We start from the raw sequence: 15,574 nt of genomic DNA on the forward strand, positions 1-15,574 counted from the left end.
TTTTATATGTTGCTACGTTGCATTGTACTTTTTATGTAGCCTTATACAAAGGTGTATAACTTATTTTACAGTATAAAAGTCTGCATGCTTTAATAAAACTTATAGCGGTATATCTGGAATTAATTTTACTGAATCAGACAAGTTCTTTCTCCATATTTTTAAGTTTTTTCTGATTTCATCATTTTCTAAGGATAGAATAGATGCTGCCATTATGGCTGCATTGTATCCTCCTGATGATCCTATGGACATTGTTGCTACAGGTATACCTTTAGGCATTTGTACTATTGATAGTAAACTATCTATTCCATTTAAATTACTACTTTTTACGGGTACTCCTATGACTGGTATGTGTGTTAAGGATGCTACTAACCCTGGTAAATGAGCTGCTCCTCCTGCTCCTGCTATAATAACTTTAAAACCATTGTCTTCTGCAGATTTTGCAAATGTATAAAGCCTTTCTGGTGTTCTGTGAGCAGATATGATCATTACTTCATGAGTTATGTTTAGCTCTTTTAGTATTGATATTGAGTTGTTCATTGTTGAAAAATCTGATTGACTTCCCATAATAACAGCAACATCTGCAATGTTTTTATTGGTTGACATGATATTTCTCTATAATATCTTTAATGGTTGACTTTAACTGTGATACACTATTTATATTAGTTATTGGGTTCATCCCATTGTACAAAACTGCTATATATGGGATGTGATGATCAAAAGTTATACCTTTATTAGTTAAATGTGACAATAGTTTTTTCATATGATTTGGTGGTACATTATATGGAGTAAAATATAGAGTACCTTGTTTAGATAAGAAGGATAACAACTTATTTTTATTTTCATCTAACGAGATAATAATAGGATGAATATTTTCATTATTAGCAATGACTTTGTTAATTTCTGGAAGCTTTTTTATACAACTGCTACACCAAGATGTATAAATTACTAAAATATTTACCTTTGAATCTTTGATTGTGAACATCTCAGATAATGCTTTGTCTGAATTTATTTCTTTGATTTGTAATAGCGTATCTGGCATATTACGTTGTATTTGATAGTAGGAAGATATCTTGTTGATAGTAAGTAGAATAAATAAAAAAATAATACAAGTAAAAAATATAAAGTGTTTGTTATTCATAAAATTTACCTATTTGTGTTTTTATGGGTTCTTTAACAGGTACTTAGAGTGTTACTATATATTGTGTTGTTGCTTACTAAAAGATAATTTTAACCTGTAGGGATTATTTTTAAGCTGTAGTTTAAAGTAGTTTAATGTCTTTGTAAATTTGTAAATTAAATAGATGTAAATTAAAATAGTCATGTAAGAAAGTTAATGATAAGTGGTGTATTTTTGTATGCTGTTATAATTTTTTGCATATGTGTTGAATATATTTAGAATATAGTCTTGAACTTTTAATCTAATGATATAGAATAAAAAGCATTAAATTTTAAGTTATTTATAATATGACTCAAACTCTTACTAAATCGAAGATAGCAGAAGTTATTAATAGAGATGTAGGGTTATCTCGTGAGGATGCTTCGTCTGTTGTTGGGGAGATTTTGGATGAAATGCTGAATGCATTGGTAAAAGATCGTATACTTAAAATATCTTCTTTTGGGACTTTTAAGTCTTATAAAAAGAAGGCTCGTATGGGTCGTAATCCAAAAACTTCTGAGGAATTTGTTATTAAAGAGCGTTATACTGTGTCATTTTACCCATCAATACTTATTAAGCATTCAATTAATAGTGATGATAGTACAGAGTAGAGGTAAAATTCATGGGTGAAAAGAAAATATTACACGATGAATATAGTAGTAAGCTTAAAACAATAGGTGAGGTTGCAAAAGACCTGGATGTTGAACAATATGTACTAAGGTTTTGGGAAGAAAAATTTCCTCAGGTTAATCCAATTAAACGTCGTGGTAGAAGATTGTATTCACAAGTTGATGTTGATACTTTAAAGCATATTAAGCATTTATTGTATGATAAGGGATATAAGATTAAAGGTGTGCAGCAAGAATTAGGTAGGAAACCTGCTAATATTAATAAACACACTAATGATACAGAACAAAGTGTTTATAGAAAAGATTTAATTAGTTTGCTAGATGATATGTTAAGCTTAAGGGATAGTTTGTTAAAGAAGTTTAACGGAATGTAGCGCAGCCTGGTTTAGCGTGTCAGTCTGGGGGACTGGAGGTCGTGGGTTCAAATCCCATCATTCCGACCAATTAACTCTGTCTTTAATACTATATGATCTTTAGTTCATATTATAAGTGGTACATGTGAAGTTATGTTGATAATATGGTTGTATACTTGTAATTTTAATTACTTTGTTAGTTATAAACGTGATTTATATAAGTAGTTAGTAATAATGTTCTGAATATAATGGCATTTATCTAATATGGTGTGTGCACAGGTGTTATAGTATTTTTTTGAAGTGGGTTATTTAATAACATTGTTAAAATACATTACAGTTTTTATTTAGGGTTTTTTGAATACAAGTTATAGGTATTATAAAAAGTAGGGGATACGTTTAACTACATATAAGAAGGTGCGGATGGAGTGGGATTCGAACCCACGGTACGCTATTAACGTACGTCAGTTTTCAAGACTGGTGCCTTAAACCGCTCGGCCATCCATCCAATTTATTTGTAACATAATATTAAAAATCGTGCAATATCTCTTTAGTTTGATTGTTAAAAATTAAGAATAGTACAATATGTTAATGAGATAATATTAAATGAGAAAAAACAGGTAATGGTATCACAAATAAATTATTTAGCTAATAATAATGTTTCTTTTTTTGTGCAGGGAAAGTTGATTTAAAACAAAATTAATACACTAAATTGTATAATTAGAGCATGCTATTTTACTAATGGTTATTGTATGCTTCATTTAACAACAGAAATTAATGATATTGATTTCTCTAATAATTTAAATATTTATAGTGGGAATAGATTTGTTGTTACAAGTGGTGACATGCAGGTTGATGTTGGAAGTGAACCTGATCATGGTTATCATATTTTATTTAAAAACAATGGTCATGTTATATCAGATTTTCGTGGTGTACAAGCTGAAAACTTTGTATTTGATATAAAAAATCACAATTTAAGAGCTTCTTTCTTAGTTGATCCTATGGCACCTTTTACAGAATTAGATAACAGTCAGCATCCACACTTCGTCGTTAACATGCACACTGCAAATGAATGTGGTTCTGATTGTGTTCATCACAATGAACATGATCATGATGCACACGGAAGAGGTGCGGCTAGCTCTGTAGCTGAAGGTGTAGGTTCTGCAATAAGTCAAATCTTATCTTTAAGTGACAGTATAGTGGTTCCAGTTCTTGAAGGAAATGCTAGTGTATCTGAAGGAGATGCAGTAGTAAATGCTGTAAGCCAAGAAGCTCCTGCAGCTAGTGTATCTGAAGGAGATGCAGTAGTAAATGCTGTAAGCCAAGAAACTCCTGCAGCTAGTGTATCTGAAGGAGATGCAGTAGTAAATGCTGTAAGCCAAGAAACTCCTGCAGCTAGTGTATCTGAAGGAGATGCAGTAGTAAATGCTGTAAGCCAAGAAACTCCTGCAGCTAGTGTATCTGAAGGAGATGCAGTAGTAAATGCTGTAAGCCAAGAAACTCCTGCAGCTAGTGTATCTGAAGGAGATGCAGTAGTAAATGCTGTAAGCCAAGAAACTCCTGCAGCTAGTGTATCTGAAGGAGATGCAGTAGTAAATGCTGTAAGCCAAGAAACTCCTGCAACTCAACCACAATCTAGAGATTCTTTGTTAAATGAAGAAGATATGGCTGCTCAATTTGGTAATAGATACTTTTATTTCTAAATAAACCCATAATATAGCATGTTAATGCTATAAAACTGTAAACTGATAATCAAGGTTTAGCTTCTGTGGTGATAGAAGTTAAACCTTGGTATGTTAATAAAAACGTTATAGTCTTATAAGTATACTATTTTTGTATTTATGTATAATGTCAAGTGATGATTTAATCTTTTAGTTAATGAATACACTTTCTTATTTACTTTCATTATTACTTGTATTAATTCTAGGAAATAATACTGTATTATTTGTATGATGAACTTGAAATTAGAGTTTTAGTACATTTCACTTTATAAGTTTTACTGATATTTTTTATCACGTTGTGCCTTAAGATTATAAAGTATAAAGATAGAAAGTTAAGCATTATGAATTTAAAGGTTATTCATCTTTTTAGATTAGTTATCGTTGTAAAAAGCGATCTTACAAATACACTAAGTTTGTAATGATAAGTTTTGTTTTTTATATAGCAGACGGAAACCTTATAAACTGTTAACTAGTAATCTGCCAATTTTAAGACGTTAATTAAAATCAGGATATTGGCCATCAGATAAAAATTACACCTGATAGTGAATATAGCACAGTACATACTTAGCAACTTTTGTTACTAGTAGTAATGTGCTGTATTAAAATTGGTTTTTTGGTTGATTGATATATACCTCACTAGCAATGCTAGGCATCATGTTAAATAGTAAATGACGTAGTAGTGTATAAATTAATCTTTTGCTAACAAAGTATTATGATTATGACCAACACCCTATGATTTCTTTTATTTCTAATATGTGCTTATTAGCAATAGATGCTGCTTTATTGTTACCTGATACTATTATGTTATGAAGATGTTCTTTATCTTCAAGGAATTCTGTTACTTTATGTCGTATTGGAGCGATATTATCAATGAGTAATTCTGTTAATTGTTCCTTGAATTGTTTTGTACTGAAATTTTCAATGTTAGTGCATGCTTGTTCTATATTGATGTTTAAAAGTGTAGCATATATGCTAACAAGGTTTTTAACTTCAGGCCTACTATCTAAAGTACTAAAATTGAATCCTACTATAGAATCAGTGGTTGCTTTGCTTATTTTTTTTGAAATTACATCGTTACTATCATATAAGTTAATACGAGTGTAATCCGATGAGTCAGATTTACTCATTTTTTTCTTTCCATTCCTCAGATTCATAATCTTTGCTGACTCCTGCATAATCAATGGTTCTGGGATTTGAAAATATTGCGTGTTATATGTAGAATTAAAATTCATAGCAATATCCCTAGTTAGCTCGAGATGTTGTTTTTGGTCAATACCTACTGGTACAATATTTGCTTTGTATATTAATATATCCGCAGCCATTAATACTGGATAGCTGTATAGACCTAAACAAGCTGTTGATACTTTGTTACGGCTTTTTTCTTTAAATTGAGTCATTCTATTTAATTGCCCTGTTGAAGTAATACAACTAAATATCCATAACAATTCTGCATGTGCATGGATGGATGATTGAACGAATAAAACTGATTTATTTGGGTCAATACCACATGCTAAATATGTTGCTAATGTGTTTATAGAATTTTGCTTTAATTCAGCTGAATTATAATTATTAGATGTTAAGGTATGTAAATCAGCAAGAAAAAAAAAGCACTTATATGAACTTTGCAAAGACACCCAATTACGTATAGAACCTAAGTAGTTTCCAAGATGTATACCACCGCTTGGTTGTATACCAGATAAAACAATAGGTATAGACATAATTATTATCCTCAAATAATTGGTGGTGTATTTTACAATAACTTATCTGATTATGCACGTACTTTCTACACTGCAAAAACACGTAATATACAACTGATATTAGTATGTGTCAGAATAGTAGAGAGATGAATGTATGAGAGTTTAATTAAATTATATCTAGTCACTCTTTTTAGATATAATTACTGAAGCTGCACGTAATAATTTGTCTTTTATTATATACCCAGGTTGTACAACATGTAAGATGGTGTTGTCATCTTTTTCTGCGTCGACCATTTGGGATACAGCTTTGTGAAACTGAGGATTAAACTTTTCTCCGATTGGGTCTATTCTAGTGATGTTGTGACGTTCTAGAGTGTTTAACAGTTCTTTATATGTCATCAGTACTCCTGCATGAATACTGTCACCCTCCTTTAAGTTTTTTAATGATGTTTCTAAGTTGTCACAAGAGCTTAATAAATCACGAGCAAAGTTAGAAATTGCATATATGGAAGTATCATCTATATTTTTTTGCATGATGCGTTTAACATTTTCTTTATCAGCAACTGCTAAACGGAATTGATTCTGGAAATGTATTAATTGTTGTCTTAGCTTGTCTAGTTCTGACAAATCTTCGTTCAATTTTTCTTTCTTCTTGTTTATTCCTGCTGTAAATTTTCTTTGTGGATTGACTTGAGGTTGACCAGGTTGAACCTTGCCGTCAGACTTTTCATTGGGTTGAGGGTTGTTATGCTGTGGACTTTTTGTATTGTTGTCACCATTATCACTCATAATTCTGAACTTGTTTATAAACTCTAAGAAATATATAGTAACATTATGAAAAAATATCAAGAGTTATAAGCTTTGTTAGTGTGGTTTTTCTGTGTTGTTAATATTTTATGATACGTTACGATAAGAAATTTATGTCTTTAGCATTAAGGATTGCAAGACGTGGTCTTGGTAATGTATTTCCTAATCCGGCTGTTGGATGTATTGTGGTGAATCATGGAATGGTGGTAGGACGTGGATATACACAAGTTGGTGGTAGGCCACATGCAGAAGTTATTGCATTAAATAATGCTGGGCATTTAGCAAAAGGTTCTACTGTATATGTAACTCTTGAGCCATGCTCCCATTATGGGCAAACAGGCCCTTGTGCATTAAAGTTAATAGATGCTGGTGTTAAACGGATGGTAATAGCTGCTAAGGATCCTGATGTGCGTGTTTCTGGAAATGGTATAGAATTATTACGTAATGCGGGTATAGATGTAAAGTGTGGTGTCATGTATGAAGAGGCACGAGAATTAAATATTGGTTTTTTTTATAGTAAAATCAAGAATAGACCTTTTATTACAGTGAAGTTAGCATCTACTTTAGATGGGAAAATAGCGTTAAAAGATGGTAATAGTCGATGGATTACAAATGAGTTAACTCGTAATTGGGTACATAAACAGCGTTCTATGTATGATGCAATTATGGTTGGTAGTAATACTATTGTTCAAGATAATCCAATGCTTAATACTAGGCTTCCTGGTTTAGAGTGTTATTCTCCAGTAAGGATAGTAATTGATCGTTTTGGTAAAGTTTGTGACTATCATAATATCATAAAAACTTCTGATGTTATCCCTACGTATATTTTGACAAATGATGTTCCTCAAACAAAGTTGGGTAAAGCCAGTTGTTTAGTAGTTGATGATAAAGATAATTTTTTAAGAAGTGCGATGAAAATGCTTTCTGTAAAAATAGGTATTACTCGGTTATTTGTTGAAGGAGGTGGTGTTTTAATTACAGAATTGCTTAAAAATCAGTTGATTGATAGAATTATATGGTGTAGATCAAATAAAATTTTTGGCAATGATGCAATACCATCTATTGGTGATTTGGATATCTTGACACTACAGTGTGGTTATAATTTCAGAGCAGTAGATACATTATATTTTAAGGATGATATTGTAGAAATTTTAGAGCATTGTACCGAATAAACCGAATAAATATACTTTAACTGTGACATCTTAGTTTAATAGAACTTTATATTTATATATGATTAATATATAATGATAATGGTATGTGGTTATAACTGCTTATTAGTTGATCATGTACCTGTGTGTTATGTTAAATAGGGTATAAATATGTCACAATTCTCTGAAGATAATATGGGTAATATACAAATGCCTTTTGATTCTGATTCACATGAGCCTTCTCATCTTGAGCTACCTAGTCTTTCTGAAGAAGTGATTCAATTAGAGAGTGATCTACAACAATCTTCTAATTCTGATTTACACGGGTCTTTTTCTGTTGAGTTATTTGATCCTTTTAAAGAAGCAGTTCAATTGGGGAATGATCTACAACAATCTTCTGATTCTGATTTACACGGGTCTTTTTCTGTTGAGTTATTTGATCCTTCTAAAGAAGAAGTTCAATTGGAGAGTGATCTACAACAATCTTCTAATTCTGATTTACACGAGTCTTCTTTTGTTGAGTTACCTGGTCCTTCCAAAGAAGAAGTTCAATTCGAAGATGATGCTAAAAATGTAGTATATGGACAAGACCATGTTAGTTTATCTGAATTAGGCTTATTGTTAGGTGGTGTTTTTAGTACAATGAATTATTTGTCTGGTTATACACCGTATTATTATCATCATTATTGTTGTTATAATCCTTATTATTATTTTGATTATGTTACTCCAGATTATTGTCATCACTGTAGTGAAAGTAGTTTAGAGTAGGATATTTAGAAATATAAATGGTTGTTGACTTCACAAAAGGTGTAGTTTTATATGTTTTATGCTGTTTTATAGTGTTATAAGGATATGAGTTGTTTTTACTATTTTTCTCTATAACGTTTCAGTCTTTAAAAAACATGACTTAATATAAAGCAGCATAAGTATTTTAGAGAGTAACTTTTTTATAGTAGTTGTTTTTTTACTTTTATGTGAGATCTATAATTTTAATGTTTTAGTTATAGATTGTATGATTTGATGTGTAGATCAGTATTTTAATCGCTTTATAATTTTTTAGTTCTGAAAATAAGAAACTGCTGTACTGCATTTATAAATTTTTTTCTAATAACTGAATACAATTTTAGTTAATGATATAGATGTGTAGAAAAAGAAATTTCATTAAATACTAAAGCTCAATAGACTATGTAATTCTGAAGTTGACTATTCTTTTTTAGTCTAATGAAGCTTTGATGAATGATATAAACAATGGATGAGAATGAAAAGGACTTGATTTAAATTCTGGATGGAACTGTACTCCGATAAACCATGGATGATCTTTCAGTTCTATAACTTCTATTAAACTATCATTGTTATTATTTGATTTGCCTGTAAAGATTAACCCATGTTGTTCGAGTAAATCTTTATACTGTAAATTAAATGCATATCTATGTCTTCTTCTCTCATGTATTATTGATTGCTGATATATGGAAAAGATTTTAGAACCTGATTCTAAATAACATGGACATGAACCTAATTTCATGCTTCCGCCTAAGAAATTTTGCTGTAATTCTGGCAATTGGTGTATTACAGGATTCTTGCAATATAAGTTAAATTCTGTGGAATTAGCATCTTCTAAATGTGCCACATTATTTGCAAATTCAATTATAGCAAGCTGCATTCCCATACAAATACCTAGAAATGGTATCTTATTGAGACGTGCATAGGTTATTGCTGTCATCTTTCCTTGAATCCCATCATCACCAAATCCTCCAGGTATTAATATAGAATCAACTTTGTCGAAAATATTTATCTCATTACTATCTAGTGAACGTGAATCTATCCATTTTATTGATAACTTTACCTTGTTATGGATTGATGCATGTTCTAGAGCTTCAATTAATGACTTATAAGCATCAAGTAGTTTTATGTACTTTCCTATTATTGCTACATTTACTGTTTTTGTTACTGCGTGAGAAATATTTAGTATATTTTCCCACTTACGTAGATCTGGTTCAGGTGAATCAATATTAAAATGGTTTAATATCTGTGTGTCTAAATTGTAGTTGTGATAAGAGATAGGGAGTTCATATATATTTTTAACGTCTAATGCAGGAATAATATTTGTTGATGAAACGTTGCATAAATTTGCGATCTTATCTCTTTGTTCTTTTGATAAAGGTATTTTACTACGATAGAGTATTATATCTGGTTGTATGCCTACAGAACTTAGTTCTTTCACAGAGTGTTGGGTAGGCTTTGTTTTTAGTTCCATTGCTGCGTCAATGTATGGAACTAAAGTTAAATGAACAAATATAGTGTTATTTTTACTGAGTTTGTAACCAATTTGTCTTATAGATTCAAGAAATGGCTGGCTTTCAATATCCCCTACAGTTCCACCTATTTCGCATATAACGAAATCTAATTTATCAGTATCATGTAAAATGAAAGAATTAATGAGATCGGTAACATGAGGGATGATCTGTACTGTTTGTCCTAGATAATCTCCTCTTCTTTCTTTCTTTAGCAAATTATGATATACCTTACCAGTAGTTATGTTATCGTTTTTCGTTGTTTTAACTCCAGTAAAACGTTCATAGTGCCCTAAATCTAAGTCTGTTTCTGCTCCATCATCAGTAACAAAAACTTCACCATGTTGAATTGGACTCATTGTTCCAGGATCTATGTTGAGATAAGGGTCTAACTTCCTTAAACAAATCTTAAACCCTCTAGCTTGTAATAGTGCACCTATACTAGCTGCAGCTAATCCTTTTCCTAGAGAAGATACCACACCTCCAGTAACAAAGATAAACCTAGTTGAAGCTTGATTCATATACCTTACTGATTAAATGGTACGCTATCTTCATTATTATGTTCCATAGGGGGTAGGTTATGTGCCTTACTCATCTCGGCAATTTTTTTAACAATAGACTCCTTGTGTACGCTTTTAGCGTTTATGCCCACTAATAGAACTGTGTTGATAATAAAAGCAGTAGCAATAATAACTGTGAGTTTTGTAATAAAATTAGAAGATGATCCAGTTGTAAACATTGAGTCTAAATTACTTTGTGTGCTTCCAAACCCACTTAAGTTGTCAGATTCTGGTGGTTGTAATAATATAAGAATCACCAAGAAAAATACTAAGACTAATTGTATAACTGTTAAAACCATATAGAAACAATAACGCTATTAAGTACATACATAATTGGGTTATACATTGTTTATTGTTTAAAGTCAAGGATTGCAGAAGTTATAAAAAATATAATTTTTATACTAACAAATTAAAAATGGATGCTTATTAATTGAATTTTTATAGAGTACAGTATGTCTGATTTGCAGATTTTAACTGAGCATGTATTTATTCTTGTAGAGAATTAATAATCATGAAGAGATTGTTGCATTATTTGTAATAGCAATAGATTTGTTATGTGTTAGAATTCGAGGATATGCAAATGATTAGTTAGTATGGATAATCAAAGATATGTAAATATTTTTCTTGAAGCGATAGTAGCAGAAAAACATGTATCTCATAATACTTATCAGAGTTACAGGACTGATTTACTGGGACTCTGCAAATTTATTGATAGAAATGACCTTTTGTTGACAGATGCTAGTATACACGAACTGCAAGATTATATTAGGTTTTTGTATGAGAAGGGATATAAAGCAAATACTGTATCGAGGAAAATATCAGCTATTAAAAATTTATATGGGTTTTTATATAGAGACAATATCATTGAGAATGATCCTACTGTGTATTTGGATTCTCCTAAATTGTCCCGTTCTCTTCCGAAAACGTTAAGTTATGAAGAAGTAAATATATTACTTGATGTTGCTGCTTTAGATGTTTCACCTGATGGAAGAAGGATTAATGCTATTGTTAATATATTATATTCTTCAGGTATACGGATTTCTGAGTTAGTGTATTTGAAATTCCGTGAAGTGAGAGAAGCTTTAGATGATGGTGATACAGAAATATGTCACATGAAAATTCAAGGGAAAGCAAAAAAAGAGAGGATAATATTGTTAAATTCATCTGCTGTAACAAGTATACAAAAATATATGGAAGTTTATGAATATTTTATTCCAAATGGATATAAGATGTCACAGTGGTTGTTTCCTGGTACAAAGTTTGATAATCCTGTAACAAGACAAAGGGTAGGTCAATTACTAAAGAATTTAGCTATGAATGCTGGTATCAATGTTACTCATGTTTCTCCTCATAAACTTCGACATTCTTTTGCGACACATTTGTTGAATAATGGATCAGATATTGTTTTTATTCAAAAGATGTTAGGACATGCTAATCTAGCAACTACACAAATATACACTCATGTTGCGAGTGAAAGATTAAAGAGTATACTACTAAAATTTCATCCTTTACGTAATAAATAAGGGTGTATGCATATTTTAATGATATAAGCAAATTATTTGTATTGCTATAAGAGTTGTTGGTTTAGTTAAAGTTGGCGAATTTGGAATGGTATAGAAAGTTGGCGAATTTGGATTATAGTATTGCATAGATTGAACAATATATTACATGTATAAGCTTGTGTTTTTGGTGTAGACATATAGATTTTCGCATTCAAGTGCAGTTTGAGATAAATAGTTTAAAAGCCATAAAAGATTAGTGAAAGTTAGAAGTATTACTTCTAGAAATTTATTTGTTATGTTTAATTGATCTGTACAGTGATAAAGGTATTAATTTTTATATACTTAGAAATGTCAGTCCTATTATATTTTGTTGAAGCCTGATTCATCAATGCTATAACTTCTCAGTATACCTGAATCTATTTTAACGATACGACATGCTTTTTGAGCTAGGCTGTAGTTATGTGTTGCAAGGAGTATAGCAATATTTTTTTCTTTTGCATATTCTTGTAGCAAAGAAAATACTTCAAGTGCAGTATTGTTATCTAGACTACCAGTTGGTTCGTCTGCTAGAACTATCAGAGGACAATTGATTAAGCTTCTTGCTATTGCAACGCGTTGTCTTTCTCCTCCAGAAAGCTGTGATATTGGCATTGACAATTTATCTTGTAGTCTTACGCGTTCTAAAATTTCCATAGCATTTTTTTTTGCAATGGACTTACTTTTACCTGTAATGATTTGTGGTAACATCACGTTTTCTAATACTGAAAACTCCTGTAGTAAATGATGAAATTGGTAAATGAATCCTAGAAAATGGCGACGTAAATATGTTTTATCTTTGTCTGAGGTTTTATCTGTGCACTCTATATTATTGAGCAATATACTCCCTGAAGATGGAGTGTCTAGTAATCCAGCAATGTGTAATAATGTACTTTTGCCTGATCCTGATTTACCTATTAAAGCAACAATTTCTCCTTTTTTTATTTGTAAAGTTGCATTTACTATAACTGGTACTTCTTTATTCCTACCAAAAGATTTGTAAATATTAGCTAGAGCAAATACTGTAGACATCTTTCATCCTTTTGCAGTTTTAATGATATTAGCATGTATATGTTGTTAAAACTATATCTGTTTATAAGAAAGTCATATATTGTAAAATTTTTTTAAATAATGTGAGTGTTGTGTAAATTGTATGATGAATAGCGAGGTTTTTATGTATATCTGTGGAATTATGGATATGGCTAGTATGTATTTATAAAGATTAATAATGTATCATGATGTTTGTTAAAAGCTTGACATAGCGTGTTATCTGGCAGTATACAAGTGAGGCTTTAATAGAAGTGTTTATTGAGTATGTTTTATGGTAGATCTTGAAAATAACGGTTTTGATGAAAAGAGAAAAGAAGCTCTTGAATTCCATTGTAAGGATTTAAAACCTGGAAAAGTTTCTCTGTTACCCACTAAACCTCTATTAACACAAAGAGACTTATCATTAGCATATTCTCCTGGTGTTGCAGTACCTTGTTTAGAAATAGCTAGAAATCCTGATTTAGTATATGAATATACTGCGCGAGGAAATTATGTTGCTGTCATTTCAAATGGTACAGCTGTGCTTGGATTAGGTAATATAGGGCCTTTAGCATCTAAACCTGTTATGGAAGGTAAAGCTGTTTTATTTAAACGGTTTGCTGATATTGATGCAGTGGATATAGAAGTTAACACTTCTGATGTAGATGAATTTGTTAATACTGTAAAATATTTGGGACTAAGTTGGGGAGGCATAAATTTAGAAGATATAAAAGCTCCTGAGTGTTTTATTATTGAAAAAAGATTGAGTGAAATAATGGATATTCCAGTGTTCCATGATGATCAACATGGAACTGCTATTATTGTGGCTGCTGGACTTATTAATGCTCTTGATATTACAGGTAAAAGTTTTAAAGATGTTAAAATAGTTATAAATGGTGCTGGTGCTGCAGGTATTGCATGTCTTGAAATGATAAAGTTAATAGGAGTTCCTGCTGAGAATATAACTTTATGTGACCAAAATGGGGTAATATATAAAGGTAGACAACTTGGCATGAATGAGTGGAAAGAAAAGCATGCGATTGAAACAGAAAATAGGTCTTTGAAAGATGCATTGATAATGGCTGATGTATTTCTTGGGTTATCAGTTAAGGATGTGTTGAGTAAAGATATGCTGTTGTCTATGAACAGAGATCCTGTCATTTTTGCTCTAGCAAATCCAGATCCTGAAATTAATCCTAATGTTGCACATGAGATTCGACCTGATGCTATTATAGCTACGGGAAGATCAGATTATAATAATCAGATTAATAATGTAATGGGATTCCCTTATATATTTCGTGGTGCGTTAGATGTACGTGCTAAATCAGTTAACAATGAGATGAAAATAGCTGCAGCAAATGCAATTGCTATGTTAGCGCGTGAATATGTTAGTGATGAAGTGTCTGATGCATATGGTGGTCGTAAAATGAATTATGGGAAGGATTATATTATACCTACTCCATTTGATCCTAGATTAATTACTGTAGTATCTCCTGCAGTTGCAAAAGCTGCTATTGATTCTGGAGTTGCTAGAAAAAATATAGAGAATTGGGATGAATATACTAAACAGTTAGCATCACGACTATCATTGACTTCTAATATCCTTAGTATGATGTACAGTGCTGTTAAATGTGATCCTAAAAGAGTTATTTTTTCGGAAGGAGAAGAAGAAAAAGTTATTGAGGCTGCTGTACAGTGGCGTAATCAAGAATATGGATTACCTATACTTGTAGGGCGTATCGACAAAGTGCAAGAAGCATTTGACCGTTTAGGTATTAAAGATACAAAAGGTATAGAGATTGCTAATGCAGCAATTTCTCAACGAAATAATGAGTATACAGACTATTTATATAAGAAATTACAGCGTGAAGGATATTTATACAGGAGTTGTGTACGAGATGTAAAAACAGATCGTAATGTTTTTGCTGCGTGTATGCTTGCATGTGGTGATGGTGATGTGTTGATTACTGGAATGACAAGGGGGTATTATGCTTCTATTAATGATGTACAGAAAGTCATAGGTTCTCAAGGTGTCGTATTTGGATTATCAATAATTGTTATGAAGGAGCGTACTATATTTGTTGCAGATACTGCTATACATGAATCTCCAACTCCAGAGCAAATTGCTGAGATAGCAATTCAGGCATCTGTTCAAGCTAAGAAAATGGGGTATGAACCTCGTGTTAGCTTTATTTCTTCTTCAAACTTTGGTAGTCATTCTCAAGAAGATGCTAAGAAAATGAGACAAGCTATAAAAATTTTGGATAGTTATAATGTTAGCTTTGAATATGATGGAGAAATGTCTGTTGATACTGCGCTTAATCCAGAGTTGTTAACATTATACCCTTTCTGTAAGTTAACTGGTGAAGCAAATGTTTTAGTGATGCCAACTCTTCATAGTGCTAGTATATCTTCTAAGTTATTACAGAGGGCTGCTGGAGTATCTGTAATAGGTCCTATTTTAATTGGAATGGAAAAGCCTGTACAAATTGTACAAATGTCTTCTTCTGTGTCTGAGATTCTTAATCTTACTGTACTTGCATCTTTAGTGAATAATACTAATTTTTAATCTTCTTGTAAATAATTGCGTGTATATAAGATTATGAATTTGTATTAATATATATAACTGTATTAATTATTTATTAAGC

14 protein-coding genes and 2 tRNA genes are annotated in these 15,574 nt (G+C 31.3%); 8 read left to right on the forward strand and 8 right to left on the reverse strand.

All coding sequences use genetic code 11. The annotated features are described in order from the left end of the window. Nucleotides 1-99: 99 nt before the first annotated feature. Nucleotides 100-603, reverse strand: a complete 504-nt coding sequence (gene purE / locus ECH_RS00670) for a 5-(carboxyamino)imidazole ribonucleotide mutase (protein WP_006010150.1) — start codon at nucleotides 601-603, stop codon at nucleotides 100-102. After that, a complete protein-coding gene (locus ECH_RS00675; protein ID WP_226988418.1) occupies nucleotides 590-1,039 on the reverse strand; it encodes a TlpA family protein disulfide reductase in 450 nt (149 codons plus the stop codon). The genes purE and ECH_RS00675 overlap by 14 nt, the downstream gene beginning before the upstream one ends. Before the next feature lie 425 nt (nucleotides 1,040-1,464). Here ECH_RS00675 and ECH_RS00680 point away from each other — a divergent pair, with 425 nt between their 5' ends. The 3 genes from ECH_RS00680 (at nucleotide 1,465) to ECH_RS00685 (ending at nucleotide 2,228) form a co-directional block, all read left to right on the forward strand. Continuing rightward, nucleotides 1,465-1,767 carry an integration host factor subunit alpha gene (locus ECH_RS00680; RefSeq protein WP_006010148.1) on the forward strand — a complete coding sequence of 101 codons (303 nt, stop codon included), beginning with the start codon at nucleotides 1,465-1,467 and terminating at the stop codon, nucleotides 1,765-1,767. Nucleotides 1,768-1,778: 11 nt separating this feature from the next. Next, nucleotides 1,779-2,159, forward strand: coding sequence for a MerR family transcriptional regulator (locus tag ECH_RS04730; RefSeq protein ID WP_006010146.1), 381 nt, complete (start codon nucleotides 1,779-1,781; stop codon nucleotides 2,157-2,159). Further along, a tRNA-Pro gene (locus ECH_RS00685) sits at nucleotides 2,150-2,228 on the forward strand. The genes ECH_RS04730 and ECH_RS00685 overlap by 10 nt, the downstream gene beginning before the upstream one ends. Before the next feature lie 327 nt (nucleotides 2,229-2,555). Here ECH_RS00685 and ECH_RS00690 read toward each other — a convergent pair. Further along, nucleotides 2,556-2,643: transfer RNA gene (locus ECH_RS00690), tRNA-Ser, on the reverse strand. A gap of 244 nt (nucleotides 2,644-2,887) precedes the next feature. Here ECH_RS00690 and ECH_RS00695 point away from each other — a divergent pair. Continuing rightward, on the forward strand, nucleotides 2,888-3,838 hold the full coding sequence (locus tag ECH_RS00695) for a tandem repeat protein effector TRP47 (protein ID WP_044233223.1): 951 nt from the start codon (nucleotides 2,888-2,890) through the stop codon (nucleotides 3,836-3,838). Between the two features lie 734 nt (nucleotides 3,839-4,572). Here ECH_RS00695 and trpS read toward each other — a convergent pair. Together trpS and ECH_RS00705 are read right to left on the reverse strand one after the other, a co-directional pair. After that, entirely contained in the window at nucleotides 4,573-5,574 is a 1,002-nt protein-coding gene (trpS, locus tag ECH_RS00700; RefSeq protein WP_006010140.1) for a tryptophan--tRNA ligase, read from the reverse strand. Nucleotides 5,575-5,730: 156 nt separating this feature from the next. After that, on the reverse strand, nucleotides 5,731-6,342 hold the full coding sequence (locus ECH_RS00705; RefSeq protein WP_006010137.1) for a nucleotide exchange factor GrpE: 612 nt from the start codon (nucleotides 6,340-6,342) through the stop codon (nucleotides 5,731-5,733). A gap of 107 nt (nucleotides 6,343-6,449) precedes the next feature. On the opposite strand from ECH_RS00705, the gene ribD reads away from it, so the two are divergent. Next, nucleotides 6,450-7,532 (forward strand): bifunctional diaminohydroxyphosphoribosylaminopyrimidine deaminase/5-amino-6-(5-phosphoribosylamino)uracil reductase RibD, encoded by a 1,083-nt coding sequence (gene ribD, locus ECH_RS00710; protein ID WP_006010135.1) that lies wholly within the window; start codon nucleotides 6,450-6,452, stop codon nucleotides 7,530-7,532. Nucleotides 7,533-7,679: 147 nt separating this feature from the next. Further along, nucleotides 7,680-8,276 carry a T1SS effector nucleomodulin TRP32 gene (trp32, locus tag ECH_RS00715; RefSeq protein WP_011452439.1) on the forward strand — a complete coding sequence of 199 codons (597 nt, stop codon included), beginning with the start codon at nucleotides 7,680-7,682 and terminating at the stop codon, nucleotides 8,274-8,276. Between the two features lie 445 nt (nucleotides 8,277-8,721). Here the strand turns inward: trp32 and ECH_RS00720 are convergent, their stop codons facing one another. Together ECH_RS00720 and secG are read right to left on the reverse strand one after the other, a co-directional pair. Then, entirely contained in the window at nucleotides 8,722-10,320 is a 1,599-nt protein-coding gene (locus ECH_RS00720) for a CTP synthase (RefSeq protein ID WP_006010128.1), read from the reverse strand. Between the two features lie 5 nt (nucleotides 10,321-10,325). Beyond that, nucleotides 10,326-10,658, reverse strand: a complete 333-nt coding sequence (secG, locus tag ECH_RS00725) for a preprotein translocase subunit SecG (protein ID WP_006010162.1) — start codon at nucleotides 10,656-10,658, stop codon at nucleotides 10,326-10,328. 294 nt (nucleotides 10,659-10,952) lie between these two features. On the opposite strand from secG, the gene ECH_RS00730 reads away from it, so the two are divergent. Further along, nucleotides 10,953-11,882, forward strand: a complete 930-nt coding sequence (locus tag ECH_RS00730) for a tyrosine recombinase (RefSeq protein ID WP_006010126.1) — start codon at nucleotides 10,953-10,955, stop codon at nucleotides 11,880-11,882. Between the two features lie 339 nt (nucleotides 11,883-12,221). Here the strand turns inward: ECH_RS00730 and ECH_RS00735 are convergent, their stop codons facing one another. Next, nucleotides 12,222-12,929 carry an ABC transporter ATP-binding protein gene (locus ECH_RS00735; protein ID WP_006010124.1) on the reverse strand — a complete coding sequence of 236 codons (708 nt, stop codon included), beginning with the start codon at nucleotides 12,927-12,929 and terminating at the stop codon, nucleotides 12,222-12,224. A 289-nt stretch (nucleotides 12,930-13,218) separates the two neighbouring features. Here ECH_RS00735 and ECH_RS00740 point away from each other — a divergent pair, with 289 nt between their 5' ends. Then, nucleotides 13,219-15,495: an NADP-dependent malic enzyme gene (locus ECH_RS00740; protein WP_011452440.1), complete on the forward strand. Its 2,277-nt coding sequence runs from the start codon at nucleotides 13,219-13,221 to the stop codon at nucleotides 15,493-15,495. Nucleotides 15,496-15,574 lie beyond the last annotated feature (79 nt).

Origin of the sequence: Ehrlichia chaffeensis str. Arkansas (assembly GCF_000013145.1) — a bacterium.
In the GTDB taxonomy this organism is placed as follows: Bacteria; Pseudomonadota; Alphaproteobacteria; order Rickettsiales; family Anaplasmataceae; genus Ehrlichia; species Ehrlichia chaffeensis.

Bases quoted from the DNA above. Each gene is read 5' to 3' on its own strand.
- ECH_RS00735 (WP_006010124.1), bottom strand. From the start codon at position 12,929: ATGTCTACAGTATTTGCTCTAGCTAATATTTACAAATCTTTTGGTAGG.
- trp32 (WP_011452439.1), top strand. From the start codon at position 7,680: ATGTCACAATTCTCTGAAGATAATATGGGTAATATACAAATGCCTTTT.
- trpS (WP_006010140.1), bottom strand. From the start codon at position 5,574: ATGTCTATACCTATTGTTTTATCTGGTATACAACCAAGCGGTGGTATA.
- ECH_RS00730 (WP_006010126.1), top strand. From the start codon at position 10,953: ATGGATAATCAAAGATATGTAAATATTTTTCTTGAAGCGATAGTAGCA.
- ribD (WP_006010135.1), top strand. From the start codon at position 6,450: ATGATACGTTACGATAAGAAATTTATGTCTTTAGCATTAAGGATTGCA.
- ECH_RS00740 (WP_011452440.1), top strand. From the start codon at position 13,219: ATGGTAGATCTTGAAAATAACGGTTTTGATGAAAAGAGAAAAGAAGCT.
- ECH_RS00705 (WP_006010137.1), bottom strand. From the start codon at position 6,342: ATGAGTGATAATGGTGACAACAATACAAAAAGTCCACAGCATAACAAC.
- ECH_RS00695 (WP_044233223.1), top strand. From the start codon at position 2,888: ATGCTTCATTTAACAACAGAAATTAATGATATTGATTTCTCTAATAAT.
- ECH_RS00675 (WP_226988418.1), bottom strand. From the start codon at position 1,039: ATGCCAGATACGCTATTACAAATCAAAGAAATAAATTCAGACAAAGCA.
- ECH_RS00720 (WP_006010128.1), bottom strand. From the start codon at position 10,320: ATGAATCAAGCTTCAACTAGGTTTATCTTTGTTACTGGAGGTGTGGTA.
- ECH_RS04730 (WP_006010146.1), top strand. From the start codon at position 1,779: ATGGGTGAAAAGAAAATATTACACGATGAATATAGTAGTAAGCTTAAA.
- secG (WP_006010162.1), bottom strand. From the start codon at position 10,658: ATGGTTTTAACAGTTATACAATTAGTCTTAGTATTTTTCTTGGTGATT.
- ECH_RS00680 (WP_006010148.1), top strand. From the start codon at position 1,465: ATGACTCAAACTCTTACTAAATCGAAGATAGCAGAAGTTATTAATAGA.
- purE (WP_006010150.1), bottom strand. From the start codon at position 603: ATGTCAACCAATAAAAACATTGCAGATGTTGCTGTTATTATGGGAAGT.